Source organism: Sinorhizobium sp. Y406 (assembly GCF_058732025.1).
Genome location: NZ_CM178975.1, coordinates 1,287,524 through 1,303,632, shown reverse-complemented (window position 1 = coordinate 1,303,632; position 16,109 = coordinate 1,287,524). Strand labels below are relative to the sequence as shown.

At 62.7% G+C, this 16,109-nt stretch carries 16 protein-coding genes and 1 pseudogene; 9 read left to right on the top strand and 8 right to left on the bottom strand.

Annotated features, from left to right (window positions below; translation table 11 throughout):
- Window positions 1–350: 350 nt before the first annotated feature.
- Complete coding sequence (locus tag AC4P1R_RS22970) at window positions 351–521, top strand: hypothetical protein (protein WP_156433236.1); 171 nt, start codon at window positions 351–353, stop codon at window positions 519–521.
- Window positions 522–616: 95 nt separating this feature from the next.
- Here AC4P1R_RS22970 and AC4P1R_RS22965 read toward each other — a convergent pair whose 3' ends face one another.
- Window positions 617–1,003, bottom strand: coding sequence for a DUF302 domain-containing protein (locus AC4P1R_RS22965; RefSeq protein ID WP_492177955.1), 387 nt, complete (start codon window positions 1,001–1,003; stop codon window positions 617–619).
- 340 nt (window positions 1,004–1,343) lie between these two features.
- A complete protein-coding gene (locus AC4P1R_RS22960) occupies window positions 1,344–1,652 on the bottom strand; it encodes a hypothetical protein (protein ID WP_492177954.1) in 309 nt (102 codons plus the stop codon).
- A gap of 684 nt (window positions 1,653–2,336) precedes the next feature.
- Between AC4P1R_RS22960 and AC4P1R_RS22955 the strand changes: the two genes are divergently transcribed.
- Window positions 2,337–2,660: a hypothetical protein gene (locus AC4P1R_RS22955; RefSeq protein ID WP_492177953.1), complete on the top strand. Its 324-nt coding sequence runs from the start codon at window positions 2,337–2,339 to the stop codon at window positions 2,658–2,660.
- Between the two features lie 147 nt (window positions 2,661–2,807).
- Here AC4P1R_RS22955 and AC4P1R_RS22950 read toward each other — a convergent pair whose 3' ends face one another.
- A complete protein-coding gene (locus AC4P1R_RS22950) occupies window positions 2,808–2,936 on the bottom strand; it encodes a hypothetical protein (protein WP_492177952.1) in 129 nt (42 codons plus the stop codon).
- Window positions 2,937–3,064: 128 nt separating this feature from the next.
- Between AC4P1R_RS22950 and AC4P1R_RS22945 the strand changes: the two genes are divergently transcribed.
- The 6 genes and pseudogenes from AC4P1R_RS22945 to AC4P1R_RS22920 all read left to right on the top strand — a co-directional run bounded on the left by AC4P1R_RS22945 (window position 3,065) and on the right by AC4P1R_RS22920 (window position 10,056).
- Window positions 3,065–4,804 carry an AMP-binding protein gene (locus tag AC4P1R_RS22945; RefSeq protein ID WP_492177951.1) on the top strand — a complete coding sequence of 580 codons (1,740 nt, stop codon included), beginning with the start codon at window positions 3,065–3,067 and terminating at the stop codon, window positions 4,802–4,804.
- Window positions 4,805–4,814: 10 nt separating this feature from the next.
- The gene (locus tag AC4P1R_RS22940; protein WP_492177950.1) at window positions 4,815–5,912 is read left to right on the top strand and encodes a lysophospholipid acyltransferase family protein; all 1,098 of its coding nucleotides are present in this window, start codon (window positions 4,815–4,817) and stop codon (window positions 5,910–5,912) included.
- A 543-nt stretch (window positions 5,913–6,455) separates the two neighbouring features.
- Window positions 6,456–7,159 (top strand): annotated as a pseudogene (locus AC4P1R_RS22935) (IS6 family transposase).
- A 225-nt stretch (window positions 7,160–7,384) separates the two neighbouring features.
- On the top strand, window positions 7,385–7,831 hold the full coding sequence (locus AC4P1R_RS22930) for an FKBP-type peptidyl-prolyl cis-trans isomerase (protein WP_492177949.1): 447 nt from the start codon (window positions 7,385–7,387) through the stop codon (window positions 7,829–7,831).
- Window positions 7,832–8,108: 277 nt separating this feature from the next.
- Complete coding sequence (locus tag AC4P1R_RS22925) at window positions 8,109–9,530, top strand: DUF2254 domain-containing protein (protein WP_492177948.1); 1,422 nt, start codon at window positions 8,109–8,111, stop codon at window positions 9,528–9,530.
- Window positions 9,531–9,654: 124 nt separating this feature from the next.
- A complete protein-coding gene (locus AC4P1R_RS22920) occupies window positions 9,655–10,056 on the top strand; it encodes a hypothetical protein (protein ID WP_273362128.1) in 402 nt (133 codons plus the stop codon).
- Window positions 10,057–10,111: 55 nt separating this feature from the next.
- Here the strand turns inward: AC4P1R_RS22920 and AC4P1R_RS22915 are convergent, their stop codons facing one another.
- Window positions 10,112–10,321 carry a dodecin gene (locus tag AC4P1R_RS22915; protein WP_492177947.1) on the bottom strand — a complete coding sequence of 70 codons (210 nt, stop codon included), beginning with the start codon at window positions 10,319–10,321 and terminating at the stop codon, window positions 10,112–10,114.
- A gap of 287 nt (window positions 10,322–10,608) precedes the next feature.
- Here AC4P1R_RS22915 and pepT point away from each other — a divergent pair, with 287 nt between their 5' ends.
- Window positions 10,609–11,841, top strand: a complete 1,233-nt coding sequence (gene pepT, locus AC4P1R_RS22910; RefSeq protein WP_492177946.1) for a peptidase T — start codon at window positions 10,609–10,611, stop codon at window positions 11,839–11,841.
- Here the strand turns inward: pepT and AC4P1R_RS22905 are convergent.
- The 4 genes from AC4P1R_RS22905 to AC4P1R_RS22890 form a co-directional block, all read right to left on the bottom strand.
- Entirely contained in the window at window positions 11,838–12,728 is an 891-nt protein-coding gene (locus AC4P1R_RS22905) for an N-formylglutamate amidohydrolase (protein ID WP_492177945.1), read from the bottom strand. The two genes, pepT and AC4P1R_RS22905, sit on opposite strands and share 4 nt — an antisense overlap.
- A 10-nt stretch (window positions 12,729–12,738) precedes the next feature.
- Window positions 12,739–14,085 carry a glutamine synthetase family protein gene (locus AC4P1R_RS22900; protein WP_492177944.1) on the bottom strand — a complete coding sequence of 449 codons (1,347 nt, stop codon included), beginning with the start codon at window positions 14,083–14,085 and terminating at the stop codon, window positions 12,739–12,741.
- A gap of 248 nt (window positions 14,086–14,333) precedes the next feature.
- A complete protein-coding gene (locus tag AC4P1R_RS22895; RefSeq protein WP_492177943.1) occupies window positions 14,334–14,996 on the bottom strand; it encodes a cysteine hydrolase family protein in 663 nt (220 codons plus the stop codon).
- On the bottom strand, window positions 14,993–15,922 hold the full coding sequence (locus AC4P1R_RS22890) for a MurR/RpiR family transcriptional regulator (RefSeq protein WP_492177942.1): 930 nt from the start codon (window positions 15,920–15,922) through the stop codon (window positions 14,993–14,995). The genes AC4P1R_RS22895 and AC4P1R_RS22890 overlap by 4 nt, the downstream gene beginning before the upstream one ends.
- Between the last annotated feature and the right edge of the window lie 187 nt (window positions 15,923–16,109).

Genomic DNA, 16,109 nt, shown 5'->3' with positions numbered 1-16,109 from the left:
CCGAGATGACCGTGCGACAGTACGCTTTCGTGTTGCATGGAGGTGACTTTGGAGTCGGTGAACATCACTACTCCTGCATTCACGTCGAGCCCTCCCTTGCCCTGGGGATTAATACCGGCCGCTGTGGCGGCCATTCGCACACATCGCCGAACGTGCGGGGTCACCAACTGCGCGAAGCCGAACAGCTTGAAGACTGATGACGACGTCGACTCCGGCTTGACCGATTTGGCGACAACACCGGGCTATCGAAACAGCAAGAGCCTGCACGCCGTTTAAAGGCTCCATCAAGGCCGCGTCGCTTTGCGCCCATCGTCCTGGTATGCTCCGATCCGGACACGAAGGAGATGCAGGTGGACGATCGCGAAATCGAACAGCGCGCGAAGAAGCTCTGGCAACAAGAGAACCCAGGGCGTCCTTGGTACCCTGTTGCCCATCGGGCCGAACTTGGTCAGGACTTGTCCACCGGCGCCACCGAGGAAGACAGGCAGCGATACATCCAGAGGGTTCGCGATGGCGAGTAGGGTCAAGCCGCCATAAAGTGGCAGGTGTCGCACGCTCAGCCAGGGCATTGACCGAAGTCAACGGCAGCCCGCTCCCAAATGCGATGCGGGCATACTCAGAGCGCCTTGACAACCGTCTCCAGCATGGATCGCACCTGCTTTGCCGTCTCCAGAAGTCCCGGATTGTCAATGGCTTGCATGGAGGCGACGGGATCGATCGCTGCGATCTCCGTTTTGCCGGCCTCAGCATCCTGAACAATGACGTTGCACGGCAGCATCGTCCCAACCTTGTCCTCGATCTTCAATGCTTCGTACGCCATGCGCGGGTTGCAGGCGCCAAGAATGACGTAATGCCGGAAGTCCACATCGATCTTCTTTTTCAGCGTCTCCTTGACATCGATTTCGGTGATGATGCCGAAACCGGCATTTTTCAACGCTTCCGTGGTGCGGTGCACCGCCTCGTCAAACCCGCAGGAGAGCGTCTTGGCAAAATAATAGCTCATCGGACATCTCCTTCTGTTCGTGCCCATAACAGCCCATTTCGCCATGCAAAGACCGGGATGTCACGCCTGGATCTAAGCCCGATCTCGGGGGACAGCCTTGCACTTGACCAGGCAAAAGGGGCGCAGTTTCATCACCCCGAACATAGGCCGCAGGCTCGCTTCGACATGGTGCGGCCGAAACCGCACGAGCTCAGTGTCCGCATCCACCTCCCATTGCTCGGTCGCTTCGGTTTCGTCGTTCGAGCCATGTCGTCTTCACCGGCCAGATCGGCATCAGGATTCATGATCCACTTGTAGGTCATTTGTACACATCGGCCGGCTTTGTTGGCTGCGGCGACCTCTACCTCCTGGTGTTCGGCAGTCCCACTGCCTTCCGGGATAGACCGTGCTGCTTGATAGGCGCGGTCAGGTCGAGATTGATGGGACCAGCGACCTCGCCGAGCGCTATCAGGATCCGCTTCAATATCCCGGTTTCATCTCCCGGCATGCCTTCTTCAAGGGCCACCGCCTCCTCCGAGGCGTTGTATTCCCAGCGGTTTAGGATTTCGATCTTCTGCTCCCGCGTGAGTGAAGCATCTCGAAGGACGTCCTCGGGCTTGTCAAAGACCGAGGCAGGATCCTGAACCGCCTTCTCGAATTCAACTGACATGATCACCTCGCCCCGAAAAAGCATGGCAGGCCTTAATCATTCCTGACTGACAAAGGTCAGATACATCAGCCCTAGATAGATTACGGGTATCACAGTCAGCGCGCCTAGCTCGATGCCCATTGGAGCGCAGTTCGTCACCCACATCGATACCTGACATACAGAACCGCCGTGAAGAGATCATCACAACGCCCTCCACGGCGTAAGGCGGCTTCCTTGTTTCTTTTCATGATGCTGATTCTCATCCGGATTGCGCTATTGGGTAATTTTACTCCGTGAGGCGTGCTACGCTTTGATTCCGATCAATGGGATCAGGGTGCGGATGTCGTGGCCGGCTCGTGCAGCACCACATCTTCGAGATGAACGAGGTCGATGTCGGTTCAAAGCGAAGCGCAGGCGTCGGCGAGATGCATGCGTTCGATTCCATCCCTGCGCTACCGTCGAGCGGGCAATGCGCTCGTCGAGGCGCGGCCAGGACAAGCCAGCATCCCAGTTAGGCATCACGACACGAAAGTGATGAATCTGTCCGACTCTTGAGAACATACTTCACGCTGCGAGGATGGATGTTTCGCGCCGCAGTGGCCTGAGATTCGATGCTGTCCGCTGGGGTCCAGATGTAGTCGCCGGTGAGACTGATATGCTGTGCGTCGCTGGCGGCCAAAGATCTGCCCCCGTCCTGACATCGCCGTGCAGCAGGCTGTGCGATACAATTTCGAGGGCCGCGCCAATCAGGCACACCGGGAATTGCGCGAACTCCTCAGGGAGGGTCGGCGAGCGCTTTTCGTCGGTATACCGATTCTCGCCTTCAGCCTCGTCGCCAGTCAATTGGTCAGTGATGCCGCGGGAACTGCCGCATATTCGCGTGTCGTCGCCGAAAGTCTGGTCATCTTCGGCTGGGTCGCCAACTGGCGCGCGCTGGAAATCTTCCTTTACGGCTGGTGGCCGATCGTGCGCCGCCGCCGGCTCTATCGCCGCCTCGCCGCGGCAGAGGTCAAGGTTTTGCCGGCGTGATGACTTGCTTCGCTGCCAGACCGCAGTTCAGCCACTCGGCCTTTGCGAGTAGCAATTGGAGGCTCGATTTCTAAGCCGGCGCCGCGCCGAGTATTCTGAGCGTCTATTTGCTTTCGCCCCTCAGAGACTTGCCGCGGCGGTGAGACGTCAGCGAGAGAAAAGCACCTTGAGTTCCCTCCAAGGGCGTGCGTTGAGCACGTCCTCGGGCTCGATCCATCCTCGCCGCGCCTGGTCGACGCCGTAGCGGATGGCCCTGTGGCCCATGGTCGTGCGCATCCGTCGAGATCGCTAGTTTTGCGCCGGCTGCTTGGCCTGGCGGCAGTGGAGATCGGCAAGGTCGAGTCAACGTCCGACATTGAGACGCATCAATACGGATTCGAGGTACAGCGCTATTGTATGTGGCCATGTCAGAAGAAACTGAGACGCCGAGCTTGCCCACTTCAGTTGAAGGGCCGGGCGTGTGCGGTCACGACGTGATTGCGATCGTGACGGACCTTTCGCGCGAGCTGCATCCCCAGCGAGCCCGCTTTATCGACGTCGTCCCGTCAAGCCGGATCGAACGCGATCTTGGCATCGACAGCCTCGGCCGGACCGAACTGGCATTGCGGATCGAGCGCGCGTTCCATGTCCGGCTGCCGGCTCAGGCGGTTGCAGAGGCTGAAACCGTCTCTGACCTTGTTCGAGCAATGGAGCGGGCTCAGCCAGCGGGGGCGCGGCCGGTCGCGGGTGTCCGGCCGGTCGCGGCTCTGCCGTCCGTCCCGGCCGCGACGGAGGCGCGCACGTTGGTCGAAGCCCTGGAGTGGCATGTGACGCGCCACCCCGAACGCCTTCATCTGACCGTATTGCAGGATGAGGTGACCAGCCTCGGCGCCCTCACTTATCGTGAGCTCGCCGACAGAGCGCGTCGGATCGCCGACGGCCTGATTGTCCGCGGTATCGTTCCGGGTGATCGTGTCGCGTTGATGCTTCCCACGGGCTTGGATTTTTTCGTCGCCTTCTTCGGCATCCTCTACGCCCGCGCTATCCCGGTCCCGGTTTATCCCCCGACGCGGCTTGCGCAGCTCGAGGAACATATTCGCCGCCAGGCCGGCATTCTCGCGAACGCCGGTGCCCGCCTGCTGATAACGATGCCGGAAGGGCGGCGGCTCGCCGGATTGCTGAAAGTGCTCCTGGACACGTTGAGTGCGGTCGCGTGCGTGGCGGACCTGGAGGGCGCGAAGTCACGGACGGAGCTTCCTCGACCCGACGACCCATATGCCATCGCGCTTATACAATACACATCCGGTAGCACCGGCGACCCGAAAGGCGTCACCCTGAGCCACACCAATCTGCTTGCCAACATTCGCGCGATCGGCGGCGTCATGCAGGCGAGTTCGACAGACATCTTCGTGAGCTGGCTGCCGCTTTATCACGACATGGGCCTGATCGGTGCGTGGTTGGGGTGTCTCTATTATGGCGCGCCGCTCTACGCGATGTCGCCCCTGAGTTTCCTCGCAAGGCCGGCAACCTGGCTCTGGGCGATCCACAACTTTCGGGCGACTTTTTCCGCTTCTCCCAATTTCGGCTTCGAAATCTGCCTCAACAAGATCGCCGATGCCGATCTTGAGGGCCTTGATCTGAGTTCGTTGCGCATGGTTGCGAATGGTGCGGAGCCGGTGAGCGCGACAACTCTGCGCCGATTCATAGAGCGGTTTGCTCCCTATGGCTTTCCCGCGCATGCGATGGCCCCGGTCTATGGGCTTGCGGAGAGCTCGGTCGGTCTTGCGTTTCCCCCGCTGGGGCGCGCGCCCCTTATCGATCGGGTCGACCGCGATCGCTTGAGCTCCGGCGGCGTCGCACAGGTGGCCAGGCAAGAGGATACCACGGCGCTGGACATCGTGGCCTGCGGTCAACCGTTGCCCGGCCACGAGATCCGCATTGTCGATGAAGCAGGCCATGAACTCGGCGAACGGCAGGAAGGAAGACTCGAATTCCGCGGCCCCTCGACGACGGCCGGCTATTTCCGCAACGAGGAGAAGACCCGCGCGCTCTTCCATGACGGTTGGCTCGACAGTGGCGATCGCGCGTATGTGGCAGGCGGTGATGTCTTCGTCACCGGTCGCATCAAGGACATCATCATCCGGGCCGGTCCTCTATCCGCATGAAATCGAGGAAGTGGTCGCGACTGTCCCGGGAGTCCGCAAGGGCGGAGTCGCCGTCTTCGGCACATCCGACCGGACGTCGGGCACGGAGCGCGTGATCGTCGTTGCCGAGACGGTCGGGAGCGACCCGGTTTCACGCGCGTCGCTGCAGGCGCGCGTGATCGCCGTCACCGTAGATGTTGCAGGCGCGCCGGCCGACGAGGTCGTCCTGGTGCCGCCGCGATCGGTACCCAAGACATCGAGCGGCAAGATCCGGCGCAGCGCAGCGAAAGCGCTTTATGAGAGCGGGCGCATGGGCTCTGCTCGGCACAGCGTTGCACTGCAATTGCTGCGCCTGATCCTCTTGGGTGTCGGCCCGCGGACGAGACGCCTTGCACGGCTCTTGCGCGAGACGCTGTATGCGGTCTGGTGGTGGACCGTTCTCGGCGTCGCATTTGTGATCGGATCGAGCGCCGTGCTTGCCATCCCGAGTCTCGCCTGGCGTTGGCATGCCGTTCGGAAGATTGCTCGCGCGGCGCTTGCAGCTATGGGCGTGCAGGTTTCCGTGGACGGCGTGGAGCGCGTTCCGAAGAGTGGCGCGATGCTCGTCTTCAATCACTCGAGTTATGCGGATGCGCTCGTTCTCGCCGCCGTCCTTCCAGGCGAACCCGCGATTGTCGCGAAGCGGGAGCTGGCGGACCAATACGCCGCAGGCACGCTGCTGCGGCGCCTCGGCATTCCGTTCGTCGAACGCTACGACGTTTCCGGCAGCCTACGGGATGCCGAGGCATTGACGCGCCTAGCACGTCAGGGCCGCGTGTTGGTCTTCTTTCCCGAGGGTACGTTCACCCGCAGATCCGGCGTTTCAGGGTTCTATCTCGGGGCGTTCAGGGTGGCAGCGGAAGCGGGTCTGCCGATCTTCCCCGGCGTCATCCGCGGAACACGATCGATGCTTCGCAGCGATCAATGGTTCCCGAGGCGGACGCCCTTGAGCCTCGAGGTCGGCGAACCTATCACGCCGTCAGGCGCGGATTTCGAGTCCATTCTGCGGCTGCGCGACGTGGTGCGCCGCGCGATCCTGGCTCGCTGTGGAGAACCCGATCTCGGCGGGTTGGCAAAGCCCGAGCCCTAGAGACGCCCGCAGAGTGATCTCAATCCATGACCGAGGGAATTCCTGCGGATGCTTCGCGGCAGTTCAATAATCCTCCCTCGGCGATCCGTGTGGGACAGCCAGGCGCGGTCAGGATTAAGGCTTGCGCCGCGTCGACAGCGATCACTGGCTCTCCCCCGTTGGCGAAGCGCTCATTTGCGATGGGCACTGTCGGGCCGAGGATGACAGGGATGCTTTCCGCAAACCAGGCTGGAGCGGCACGCCGCTCATTCTGCCCAAGTATTGTTGCTCGAGGTCTGCTCTCGCCCCCGCGCAGCCGCATGACGCGGATGACCGCGAGCGCTTTTCCGTAAGAGAGCTTGTACCCGCCGTGAGGAACCCCTCATTCTTCAGTCCCGAGGTAAAGGTCAGCCGTGTGCCATTACCCAACCAGGTGTGTCGATGTTGTGATTCGTCACCGCACGTATCCACGTCCGGTCGGTATTCCAGACGCTTGGGAGGTGCAGGCCAGGCGGTGATGTCAGGTTAACGGTAGCTGAAGCCCTTGGCTGATAATCGGTAGCCATGATCCGAGCCACTGTCAGTTATAAGCGTCATCGTTTTCCGCCCGCTGTCATTGCCCATGCGGTCTGGCTGTACGTTCGATTTCCGCTGAGCCTGCGTCTGGTGGAAGAGATGCTGCTGGAGCGCGGCATCGTTGTTTCTTACGAAACGGTCCGGTGCTGGGCGAAGAAGTTCGGCCCGGATTATGCTGGCCGTTTGCGGCGGAAACCGTCAAGGGCCAGCGATGTGTGGCATCTGGATGAAGTGGTCATGACGATTGGGGGAGGAAGCACTGGGTGTGGCGCGCGGTCGATCAGGACGGCTACGTTCTCGACGAGATCGTCCAGAGCCGGCGCAACACCAAGGCTGCCAAGCGTCTCCTGATCAGGTTGATGAAGAAGCAGGGATGCCTGCCGAAGCGCATCGTCACTGACAAGCTTCGCTCCTATGGCGCGGCACGACGCCAGGTCATGTCGGCTGTCGAGCATCGATCGCATAAGGGCCTGAACAATCGCGCCGAGAACTCGCATCTGCCTTTGCGAAAACGAGAGCGGGCCATGCAAGGATTTCGGTCGCCAGGCGGATTGCAACGCTTCCTGTCCGTCTTCTCGGCAGTCCGAAATCTCTTCGTTCCGCCTTACTCGAAACACTCAGCCATGGCCATCCATCTGCATCGCCTCAGGGCGATCGCGCATTGGAAGGCCGTTACCGGCGCAGCAGCCTGATTCAGGTATCTCGCAAAAGTGTTCTCTGGCGGATTTAACCTGACATCACCGGGATCGCGTCACCTTCCCTATCGCCAGCGGTTTAAATCTGTCGTCGGCGCCCTAGATTCCCGCTGACATTACAGCGCCGCGCGTCTTTTCAGACGCGCAAAGGTCGCTGTCACACTTTGAATCTGCGCATCGAGCTTTCCGAAGATCGGTTACGATTTTCGGGCGATGCGCTGGATGCCGGCAGGATCGGCATCTCGCCCGGCGCAAAGGGCTCATGGGCCCGCGACCGACTACACCGCCACGCTGGCGGACGGCTCCGCGGTCGACTCTTCGCAAGGCCGGGAGCCGCTGGAACTCAAAGTCGGCGCGGGTCAGATCATTCCCGGGCTCGACCGCGAAATCAGCGGAATGGAAGTCGGAGAAACGAATACCGTCACCGTTCCGGCAGCAGAAGCCTACGGCCCGCATGACGACGCCAAGGTGCAGACGATGCCGCGTTCGGTCGTGCCCGAAGGCGTCGCGGTCGGAACGAGACTGCAGGGGACCGGCCCGGACGGCCAGCAGATGGCCGTTACCGTTATCGGCATCGACGAGAACCAGGTGACGCTGGATGCCAATCACCCGCTCGCGGGGCAGGACCTCGTCTTCGACGTCACCGTCGTCGAAGTCGTCAATGACTGAGCGGATTCCGCAAACGCGTTGGGGTGGACGGCCCCCCGCCGGCATCGCTTTGCCATAGGAGGTCGTCGCGGGCCACTTGCAAGCGAGACCGACCACGGCGCTGGACAAGACAGTGGCGGAACGGCCCCGTCCGTGAGCGACGGGACCACGAAGCGGGTCTGCCTTGCGTCATCAAGGCGCGAGCGGCCGCCGGCGCTTGGCACCGGCGGCACCCGACCGCAGGGCCCGCAGGGGAACCACCAGACCGTCTTGGGGGTTAGCTTTGCGAGATCATCGCATGCCCGTCGTCCGAGGCTCCGTGGAGGTTCTTGTGAAGGCACGCCTCAACCAGGCTCTCGCGGCGATCGACGAGAGCTTTTGGATCCTCCCGGCGATCCTCACCGCCGGGGGAGTTCTTTTTGCTTTGATGCTGGTCCGTCTCGACCAGGCCGGCGCCGTTCCTGATTGGATGGTGGAAAGCGCCTGGCTCTACAATGGCGGGGCGGAAGGCGCCCGCACGCTGCTGGGTGCGGTCGCCTCCACGACGATCGGCATTGCCGGCACCGTCTTTACCATTACCATCGCGGCACTTTCACTGGCGGCCCAGCAGATGGGCCCGCGGCTGTTGCACAACTTCACGAGAGACCGCGGCAACCAGACGGTCCTGGGGGCATTTCTCGGCACCTTCTCCTACGCGCTGATGGTGCTGCGGACGGTCCGCACCGAGGCCGAGGGTGCCTTCGTTCCGCATCTCGCCCTTACGGTCGGCATCAGCCTCGCTTTCGTCTGCGTCGCGATGCTGGTGTATTTCGTCGGCCACATGGCGGGGCGGATCAACGTCGACACGGTGATCGACCTGGTGAGCAAGGATGTCAGGCGTGCGATCGACGGCCTGTCCGCCGATGGGCCGCAGTCTCGACCTCCACCGCCGGTATTCTGGCGCGATGCCGTCCCCGTCGTCGATCAGCGGCGCGGCTACCTCCAGCAACTCGATGCCGCCAGCCTTGCGAAATGGGCCGCAGACAGGCACACGGTCATCCGCCTGCTCGTCGGGCCGGGTGATCGCGTATTCCCCGGCGCACCGATCGCACTCGTGAAACCGCCGGTCGATGGTGTCGAACAGGCAATCCGCAACGCCACCGCGCTCGGCTGGGACCGCAGCGGTGCCGACGACATCGAATTCGCGATAAGGCAGCTTGTCGAAGTCGCGATTCGCGCCCTCTCGCCGGGCGTGAACGACCCTCACACGGCGATCAGCGTTATCGACCGCCTCGGCGCAGCGCTGTGCGATCTGGCGCCATTGCGTCTGCCGAACGGCGTCGTGCTCCACGAGGGCAAGCCTGGCCTGGTCATGCCGGCAGTTGAGTATGACGGGCTTGTCGACGTCATGTTTCACATGATCCGGCAAAGCGGGTCGGGCAGTACCGCAGTGCTGATCAGGATTCTCGATGTGCTGACGGCAGCCGTCAGTTGTGAACGCCAGCCGAAACGCGTCGCCACGCTTGAGCGCCACGCCGATCTCGTGATGGGCGATGCCTGCCGCACTATCGCCAATCCGGACGACCTTGGCGATGTTCAGAAGAGATATCGCGGCTTCGCGGCCATGAAGCGTTCCGGGCCCGCGGCCTATCTGGAGGCAATGGCGTCCGAGCAGAAGACGGAGAATGCCCTCGCCCCGCATCTCTATGACCGCTTAGCCGCAAATCCCGGCGAGACGTGACGCGGCGCTTTTTGAACACTGGTCCGCGCGAGGATTGCCGGACAACGGAACTCACCGAGGCAACCTGCCGTTTCTCTCCCGGACTGTCGCCCAACCGAACATGCAAGAGATGGAGGATTAGCAAATGGCACAGAACAGATCGCTCGGTTCCGCCGTTCCGCGCGGCGTCGTCGACACAAAAACCGGAAAGGTCGGCGTGCCGGAACAGAGCGTCGAGGAGCAAGTCCGCTCGCTTCGCGAACAGGTCAACGCCCTGAAGGACACGCTCACCGAAATGGGCCTTACGTCCGGCAGGGCGGTTGCCAACACCGCCGTGGATGCGAGCCGCCGGGCCGGCGCCATGGCACGCGAGCATCCCGCCTGGACCGCGCTTGCGGTTGTCGGGCTCGTCGCCCTGGTCCTGGCGGCCACCGCCCGCCCCTACTGGCCTTCGCGGCGGTCCTCGCGCATGGAGGACATCATCGCCAATATCGAAGATCGCCTCGGCGATCTGAAGGACCGCTACTGGTCGGGTGCCTGGCGCTGACTTTGCATTAATGCGATCCGCGAGCAGATTGCTCGCGGATCGCCAAACCCATAGCCTATTCCTCGATGCGGAATCCGACCTTCATCACCACTTGGTAGTGCGCCACCTTGCCGTTGACGATCTGGCCCCGGACCTGGTCGACTTCGAACCAGTCGAGGTTTCGCATCGACTGTGAGGCTCGGGAGATCGCCGCTTCGATGGCCTTGTCAATCGAGACCGGTGAACTGCCGATCAGTTCCACCTTCTTGTAAACGTGTCCGCTCACCTTATCCTCCTCAAGGTTGCTGGTTGCGCTTCCACAGCGCCGTGCGGGATGCATAAAAGCGCTGCAACTCCTTGAATTAGGGTCCGCTCGCCTCGTTGGAAGCCAGCATCGCATTGCGGGTCGGGCAGTCTTCGCCGTCACCGTTGGTGGATCACGCGCTGCTTGGTATTGAAGTGCCAGCAAAAGCGCGCGAGAACGGCGATGCTCCGCGGCGGAGGCGTTCTCCCATTTACCTCGGCAACGGCACAGGCAATAGCCGCCAGAACAACAATGCAGTGGAACCGCCCATGATCGATACCGTTACCGAGCGCTTCCTGCGCTACGTCGTCATCGACACCCAATCCGACCCCCTGTCGCTGACCCAGCCCTCCACGGAAAAGCAGAAAAATCTGGGCCGCCTGCTGGTCGAGGAGCTGCTGGCGATCGGTCTAGCCGACGCACATATGGATGAGCACGGCTATGTCCACGCAACGATCCCGTCCAATGTCGACAGGCCGGTGCCGGCCATCTGCTTCTGCTCGCATATGGATACGGCGCCCGACTACACCGGCACGAATGTCAGGCCGCAGGTCGTCCGCCACTATGCCGGCGGCGACATTCCGCTTCCCGGCGACCCACAGCAGGTGATCCGGGTGCGTGACAATCCGGCACTCGCCGACCAGATCGGCAACGACATCATAACGACCGACGGCACGACCCTGCTCGGCGCCGACGACAAGGCCGGCATCGCCGAAATCGTGACGGCGGCCGAGATTCTTGTCTCCAACCCCGAAATCCCGCACGGCACGATCAAGCTGCTCTTCACCACCGACGAGGAGATCGGGCGCGGCGTCGACAAGGTGGACGTTCAGAAGCTCGGCGCCGATTTCGCCTACACGGTCGACGGCGAGACCGCCGGCCACATCGAGGACGAGACCTTCTCGGCCGACCGCGTCGACATCACCGTCCACGGCGTCGCGATCCATCCGGGCTTTGCCAAGGACAAGATGGAAAACGCCGTCAAGATCGCCGCGGCGATCGTGGCGCGGCTGCCGGCGACCATGGCGCCGGAGACGACCGAAGGCCGCGAGGGCTTCGTCCATCCGACCGGCCTCACCGGCTCGATGGAAAAGGCGCTGTTGAGCTTCATCGTCCGCGATTTCGAGGAGGAGGGCCTTGCCGCCAAGGAAGAGATGCTGCGGGACCTGACCAGAAGCGTGATGCTGGACTATCCCGGCTCCACCTATGCCTTCGAGGTGAAGGAGCAATATCGCAACATGAAGTTGATCCTCGACCGCCATCCGGAGGTCGTCGACAATGCCATGGAGGCGATCCGTCGCGCCAGCATGGTGCCGTTGCGCGGCAGCATCCGCGGCGGCACCGACGGTTCACGCCTCTCCTTCATGGGCCTGCCGTCGGCCAACCTCTTCGCCGGCGGCCATGCCTTTCATTCGCCGCTCGAATGGATCAGCCGGCAGGACATGGAGAAAGCGGTGAAGACGATCGTCGAACTGGCGAAGATCTGGGCGGAGCGGAGCTAGTCTGACTCTAGCGCTGCTTCTCGCCCTGCGCCGGTGATCGTTCGGGGTTCGAGACCAGAACCGCCTCCCCGACGAACCGCCTCCCCGACACTGGCCTTCAGGTGCCGCGTCAGCCGTTCCCCCCAGGCGGCGACGCCGGCCGCGTCGCCGATCAGGTCGTGTCGCACCTCGAGGAGCACGCCCGGCAGCTTGCGCGCGTCGGCATGGACGGGAACCGTGTAGTCCTCGTCCGGGTGGATGGTATAGGGCTCGTTGTCGCCGATCGTCAGTCCGCTTTCGCTGCCAAGGGCCCGGATCAGCGACCGCGCAAATTCGACGGCCTCGCCGTAGAGGATGCCGGCCTTCCAGGGGCGCTGCCCACCGAAATAGACTGGCGTGAAGCTGTGGACCCCGACCACAAAGGGTCGCTCGCGCCTGGCTTCGAAGAGGTCGAGCCGACGCGTAACCGCCTCCGCAAACGGCGTGAAGAGCGTGTCTATCCGCTGCTGCCGTTCCGCCTGGCTCAAATCGCGGTTCGCCGGAATTTCCGTCGTCTCGCTGACCTCGGGAATGAAGGAGGGCGCCGAGAGCGGCCGGTTGCAGTCGATGACGAGCCGCGAATAGTTGGTGAAGAAGAGAGGAGCGTCGAGGCTGAGGCTCAAATGCTGCGCCAGCGCCAGCGCGCCGATATCCCAGGCGATGTGTCGCTGGCGGTCGTGGAGCGACAGGCCCATGTCGCCGAGCGCGCGGGGAATGCGGTTGGAGGCATGCTCGCAGAGGAGCAGGATCGGCGCGGCACCGTCCGGATTGAAGACGGCATAGGGCGGCGGCTCGTCGATCGCCAGCAGCGGTTGGCTCGGATCGTGGCGCGGTCGATCGATATCTTTGATGGCCATTGGCGAAGTCATCGAACAATCCTCAATAGACGGCCGCGTAGCGGCTGCAGAGTTCGTCCGCGGACAAGTCCTCGACGATCCCGATCTCTTTGCGCTTCATCGCGACGTAGCAATCGAGAAATTCCTTGGCGAACCAGCCCGTAACGACCTCGTCCGCAGCCAGCGTATCGAGCGCTTCCGCGAGGCTTTCCGGCAGACGGCGGATGCCGAGCCTCTGCTGTTCTTCCGCCGAAAGCTCGGACGGATCCAAGTTGACCAGCGGCGGCTGATCGAGGCCGGCCCTGATGCCTTCGAGGCCCGCCTTGAGCACGACGGCGAGCGACAGATGCGGGCTCGCGCAGGCATCCGCGGCCCGGAATTCCATGTTGAACTGACGCGCTGGATTGCTGCCGGCGAGATCGAGCGTCGGGCAGATCCTGAGCGTCGCCTCGCGGTTCTTCTCGCCGAGGCACGTATAGGCCGCGCTCCAGTGATGCGGGACAAGCCGCCGGTAGGAAAGCACAGACGGCGCCGTGAAGGCGGCGATCGCCGGCAGGTGGCGAATGACCCCGGCGGCGAAGGCGCCAGCGACCGCCGATAGACGCCCGGGCCGCGATGGATCGAAGGTCGCCGGATTGCCATCGAGATCGGTGAAACTCACATGCAGGTGGACGCCGTTGCCGACTCCCTCAGGACTCGTCTTCGGCGCGAAACTCGCATGCCAGCCGAAGAGCGCCGCGACCTCCCTGGCGACGATCCGGATCGTCGCGCCGCGGTCGGCGGCGCTGAGCGCATCGGCCGCGCGACAGGTGATTTCGAACTGGTCCTTGCCATATTCCGGCAGGAACATTTCCGGCTCCGCGCCGGCCTCCTCGAGCGCCGTCATCAAAAGCGGCCCGAACGGATCGGTGCGGCGCTGTGCGCGCAGGCTGAAGGACGGCGCCTCCGGCCAGTCCACGCCGAGAAGCTGGAACTCCTGCTCGACTGCGGCAACGACTTTGAGCCCGGCCTCGCGCTCGAATTCTTCGAGCGTCCGCTTCAGGAAGCTGCGGACGCAGCAGTCCCATGGATTTCCGCCAAGGTCGGTAATGTCCGCATGGTAGAAATGCAGCGGCGTCCCATCCGGCAGACAGGTGACGCGCACCTGGCTCTCGGGCTCGGCCATGAGCCTAAGGTCGCCGGCCGAGCCCCAGGGGTTCGCCTCGGCGATCTCGTCGAATGGTGTCAGCGCCAGATTGGCCGGCACCCAGCCGACGCCCTTCCTCATGTAATCGTCGAGCTCACTGGCGGCGAAGCTGCGGCCGCGGGTGATGCCGGCGATATCGGTGGTCACGAACGTCGCGAGCTCCGTGAGAGCGAATGGCGCCTTGCCTGTCGCGGTCTCGGTCATGGGGTCCCCTCTCCTCTTGTATTGATGGCCGTCTTGCAGCGCCCTGCGTCCTTCGGGACGTGCAAAGGACGCAGCAGATCTTTGAATCCATGCATCGTGCGATCCGACAACCGGGTCCGGCTTCGCGCCGAAGCGCTAGAGCGGGATGAGGAAAAGCGTGCGCGGTTTTCCGCCCGTATCCCGCTCTAAGTCTTTAGAATCGATCACGTTTTATGATTTTAGGTCGATTCGACCTAAATCATCGTGATCTAGGCGCGGCGCAGGGCCAGAAGCCGGTCGACGACGGTTTGCGCGTCGGTCGTCCAGCAATAGCCGGCATAGGCGCGAAGTGCCGCGTCGTGGCGCTCCTGGCTATAGGTCGCGCAGGCGTCCTCGACCACCGTGACGAGATAGCCACGATCGGCCGCATCGCGAACCGCCATATCAACGCACTGGTCGGTGATGACGCCGGCGATGATCAGGTAGCGCGTATCGAGGTTGCGCAGCACGTAGTCGATATTGGTCGAATTGAAGACTCCGGAGGAGGTCTTCGGCAGCACGATCTCGTTCGCCACCGGATGAAGCGCGGCAATGATTTCCCCCTCAGGCGCGCCCTTCGGGACGTGCATGTTGGAGAGCTTGTGGTCGAGCGAACGGTCGCGCCCGTCGAGCGTCAGGCTCTCGATGATGGTATGCAGAACGTTGCAGCCGGCTGCGCGGGCCGCCTCAAGAATGCGCACCTGGTTCGGGACTACGGTCTCGCGGAGCCGGCGATGGTAATAGCTTTCGGCGCCCTGCGGATGTGTCGGGTCGAGATTGGGCTCGCACCAGATGCGCTGCATGTCGACGAAGAGCAGTGCCGTGCGGCCCTGCTCGTACTTGCTGTCGCGCCTCAAAATGTCATCCCCGATCCTCGCCGTGACGGCACTCATTCGATTTCTCCTATGCTTTCAGTTTCCTTTCCCGCCAGCCGAAGTCCATCGCTCTTCTGAGGCGTGCGGTTGAGGGCGTCCTCGGTGATGGCGTGGCTGCGCCTGAGCTCTTCCATCTTTTCGATGCGGGCGCGCGACTGGCCGGCGAGACGCCCGGTCAGCGCCGCGACCAGCGCCTCGGTCTGGGCGACCGCCGGCACCATCGTGTCGTAGGGCGAAACGGTATCGACCGGCACCGTCAACGTGACATCGGCGAAATCGGCGATCGGGGATAGCCAGCGGTCGGTGAAGAGCACGATACGCGCGCCCTGCACCGATGCCTGCCGCGCGAACCGGATCGTGTCGTTCTGGTAACGGCGATAATCATAGACGAAGAGCACGTCGCGCTTGCCGAGATCGACGAGGTGGTCGACCTGGTCCGCGCGGCTGCCGTTGATCCAGCGGGTATCGCCGCGCAACTGCTTCATATGCGACCAGAGCAGCCCGGCGAGAAAGCCGCTGAAGCGGCCGCCAAGACAATGGATGCGGGCGCTCGGGTCGGCCGCGGCCGCGACCGCCGCTTCGAAGTCCTCCGACGGCAGCATCTGCATGGAGGTTTCGAGCGCGTGCACGCTGGCGCGCAAGAAATGCTGATAGAAATTCTCCTGCTCCGGCGAGGGCCGACGCTCGTCCAGCATCGTGAGCGGCGAACTCATCCGCTCCTGCACTTCGTCGAGCAGCGCCTGCTGGAATTCGGGATAACCCTCGAAGCCGAGCTTGTTGGCGAAACGCACGACGGTCGGATTGCTGACGCCGGCAGACGACGCAAGATGCGCGACGGTGTTCAGCCCCGCCGCCGGATAATTCGACAGGAGCTGCCGCACGATCTTCAACTCCGACCGCGTGAAGGTGATTGCTCCGTCCGTCAACCGATCCCGGATCGCCACGATTTCTGCCTCCCAACAACAATGGTGCGGCTTCACAATCTAACTTTTGTTTCAGAATTGCAAGAGAAGAATGTTTTTTGAAACAAGATTGACATTCGGTCGAGTTGCGATAACCTGACGATCGGGAACCGGCCCTTGAAGAGCTGGCTTGAGAAGAACAGTACGGGCCGAAACAATCTGGGGAGAA

Bases quoted from the DNA above. Each gene is read 5' to 3' on its own strand.
- AC4P1R_RS22895 (WP_492177943.1), bottom strand. From the start codon at position 14,996: ATGAGTGCCGTCACGGCGAGGATCGGGGATGACATTTTGAGGCGCGAC.
- pepT (WP_492177946.1), top strand. From the start codon at position 10,609: ATGATCGATACCGTTACCGAGCGCTTCCTGCGCTACGTCGTCATCGAC.
- AC4P1R_RS22950 (WP_492177952.1), bottom strand. From the start codon at position 2,936: ATGCGCACGACCATGGGCCACAGGGCCATCCGCTACGGCGTCGACCAG.
- AC4P1R_RS22945 (WP_492177951.1), top strand. From the start codon at position 3,065: ATGTCAGAAGAAACTGAGACGCCGAGCTTGCCCACTTCAGTTGAAGGG.
- AC4P1R_RS22960 (WP_492177954.1), bottom strand. From the start codon at position 1,652: ATGTCAGTTGAATTCGAGAAGGCGGTTCAGGATCCTGCCTCGGTCTTT.
- AC4P1R_RS22965 (WP_492177955.1), bottom strand. From the start codon at position 1,003: ATGAGCTATTATTTTGCCAAGACGCTCTCCTGCGGGTTTGACGAGGCG.
- AC4P1R_RS22925 (WP_492177948.1), top strand. From the start codon at position 8,109: ATGCCCGTCGTCCGAGGCTCCGTGGAGGTTCTTGTGAAGGCACGCCTC.
- AC4P1R_RS22905 (WP_492177945.1), bottom strand. From the start codon at position 12,728: ATGACTTCGCCAATGGCCATCAAAGATATCGATCGACCGCGCCACGAT.
- AC4P1R_RS22900 (WP_492177944.1), bottom strand. From the start codon at position 14,085: ATGACCGAGACCGCGACAGGCAAGGCGCCATTCGCTCTCACGGAGCTC.
- AC4P1R_RS22930 (WP_492177949.1), top strand. From the start codon at position 7,385: ATGCCGGCAGGATCGGCATCTCGCCCGGCGCAAAGGGCTCATGGGCCC.
- AC4P1R_RS22920 (WP_273362128.1), top strand. From the start codon at position 9,655: ATGGCACAGAACAGATCGCTCGGTTCCGCCGTTCCGCGCGGCGTCGTC.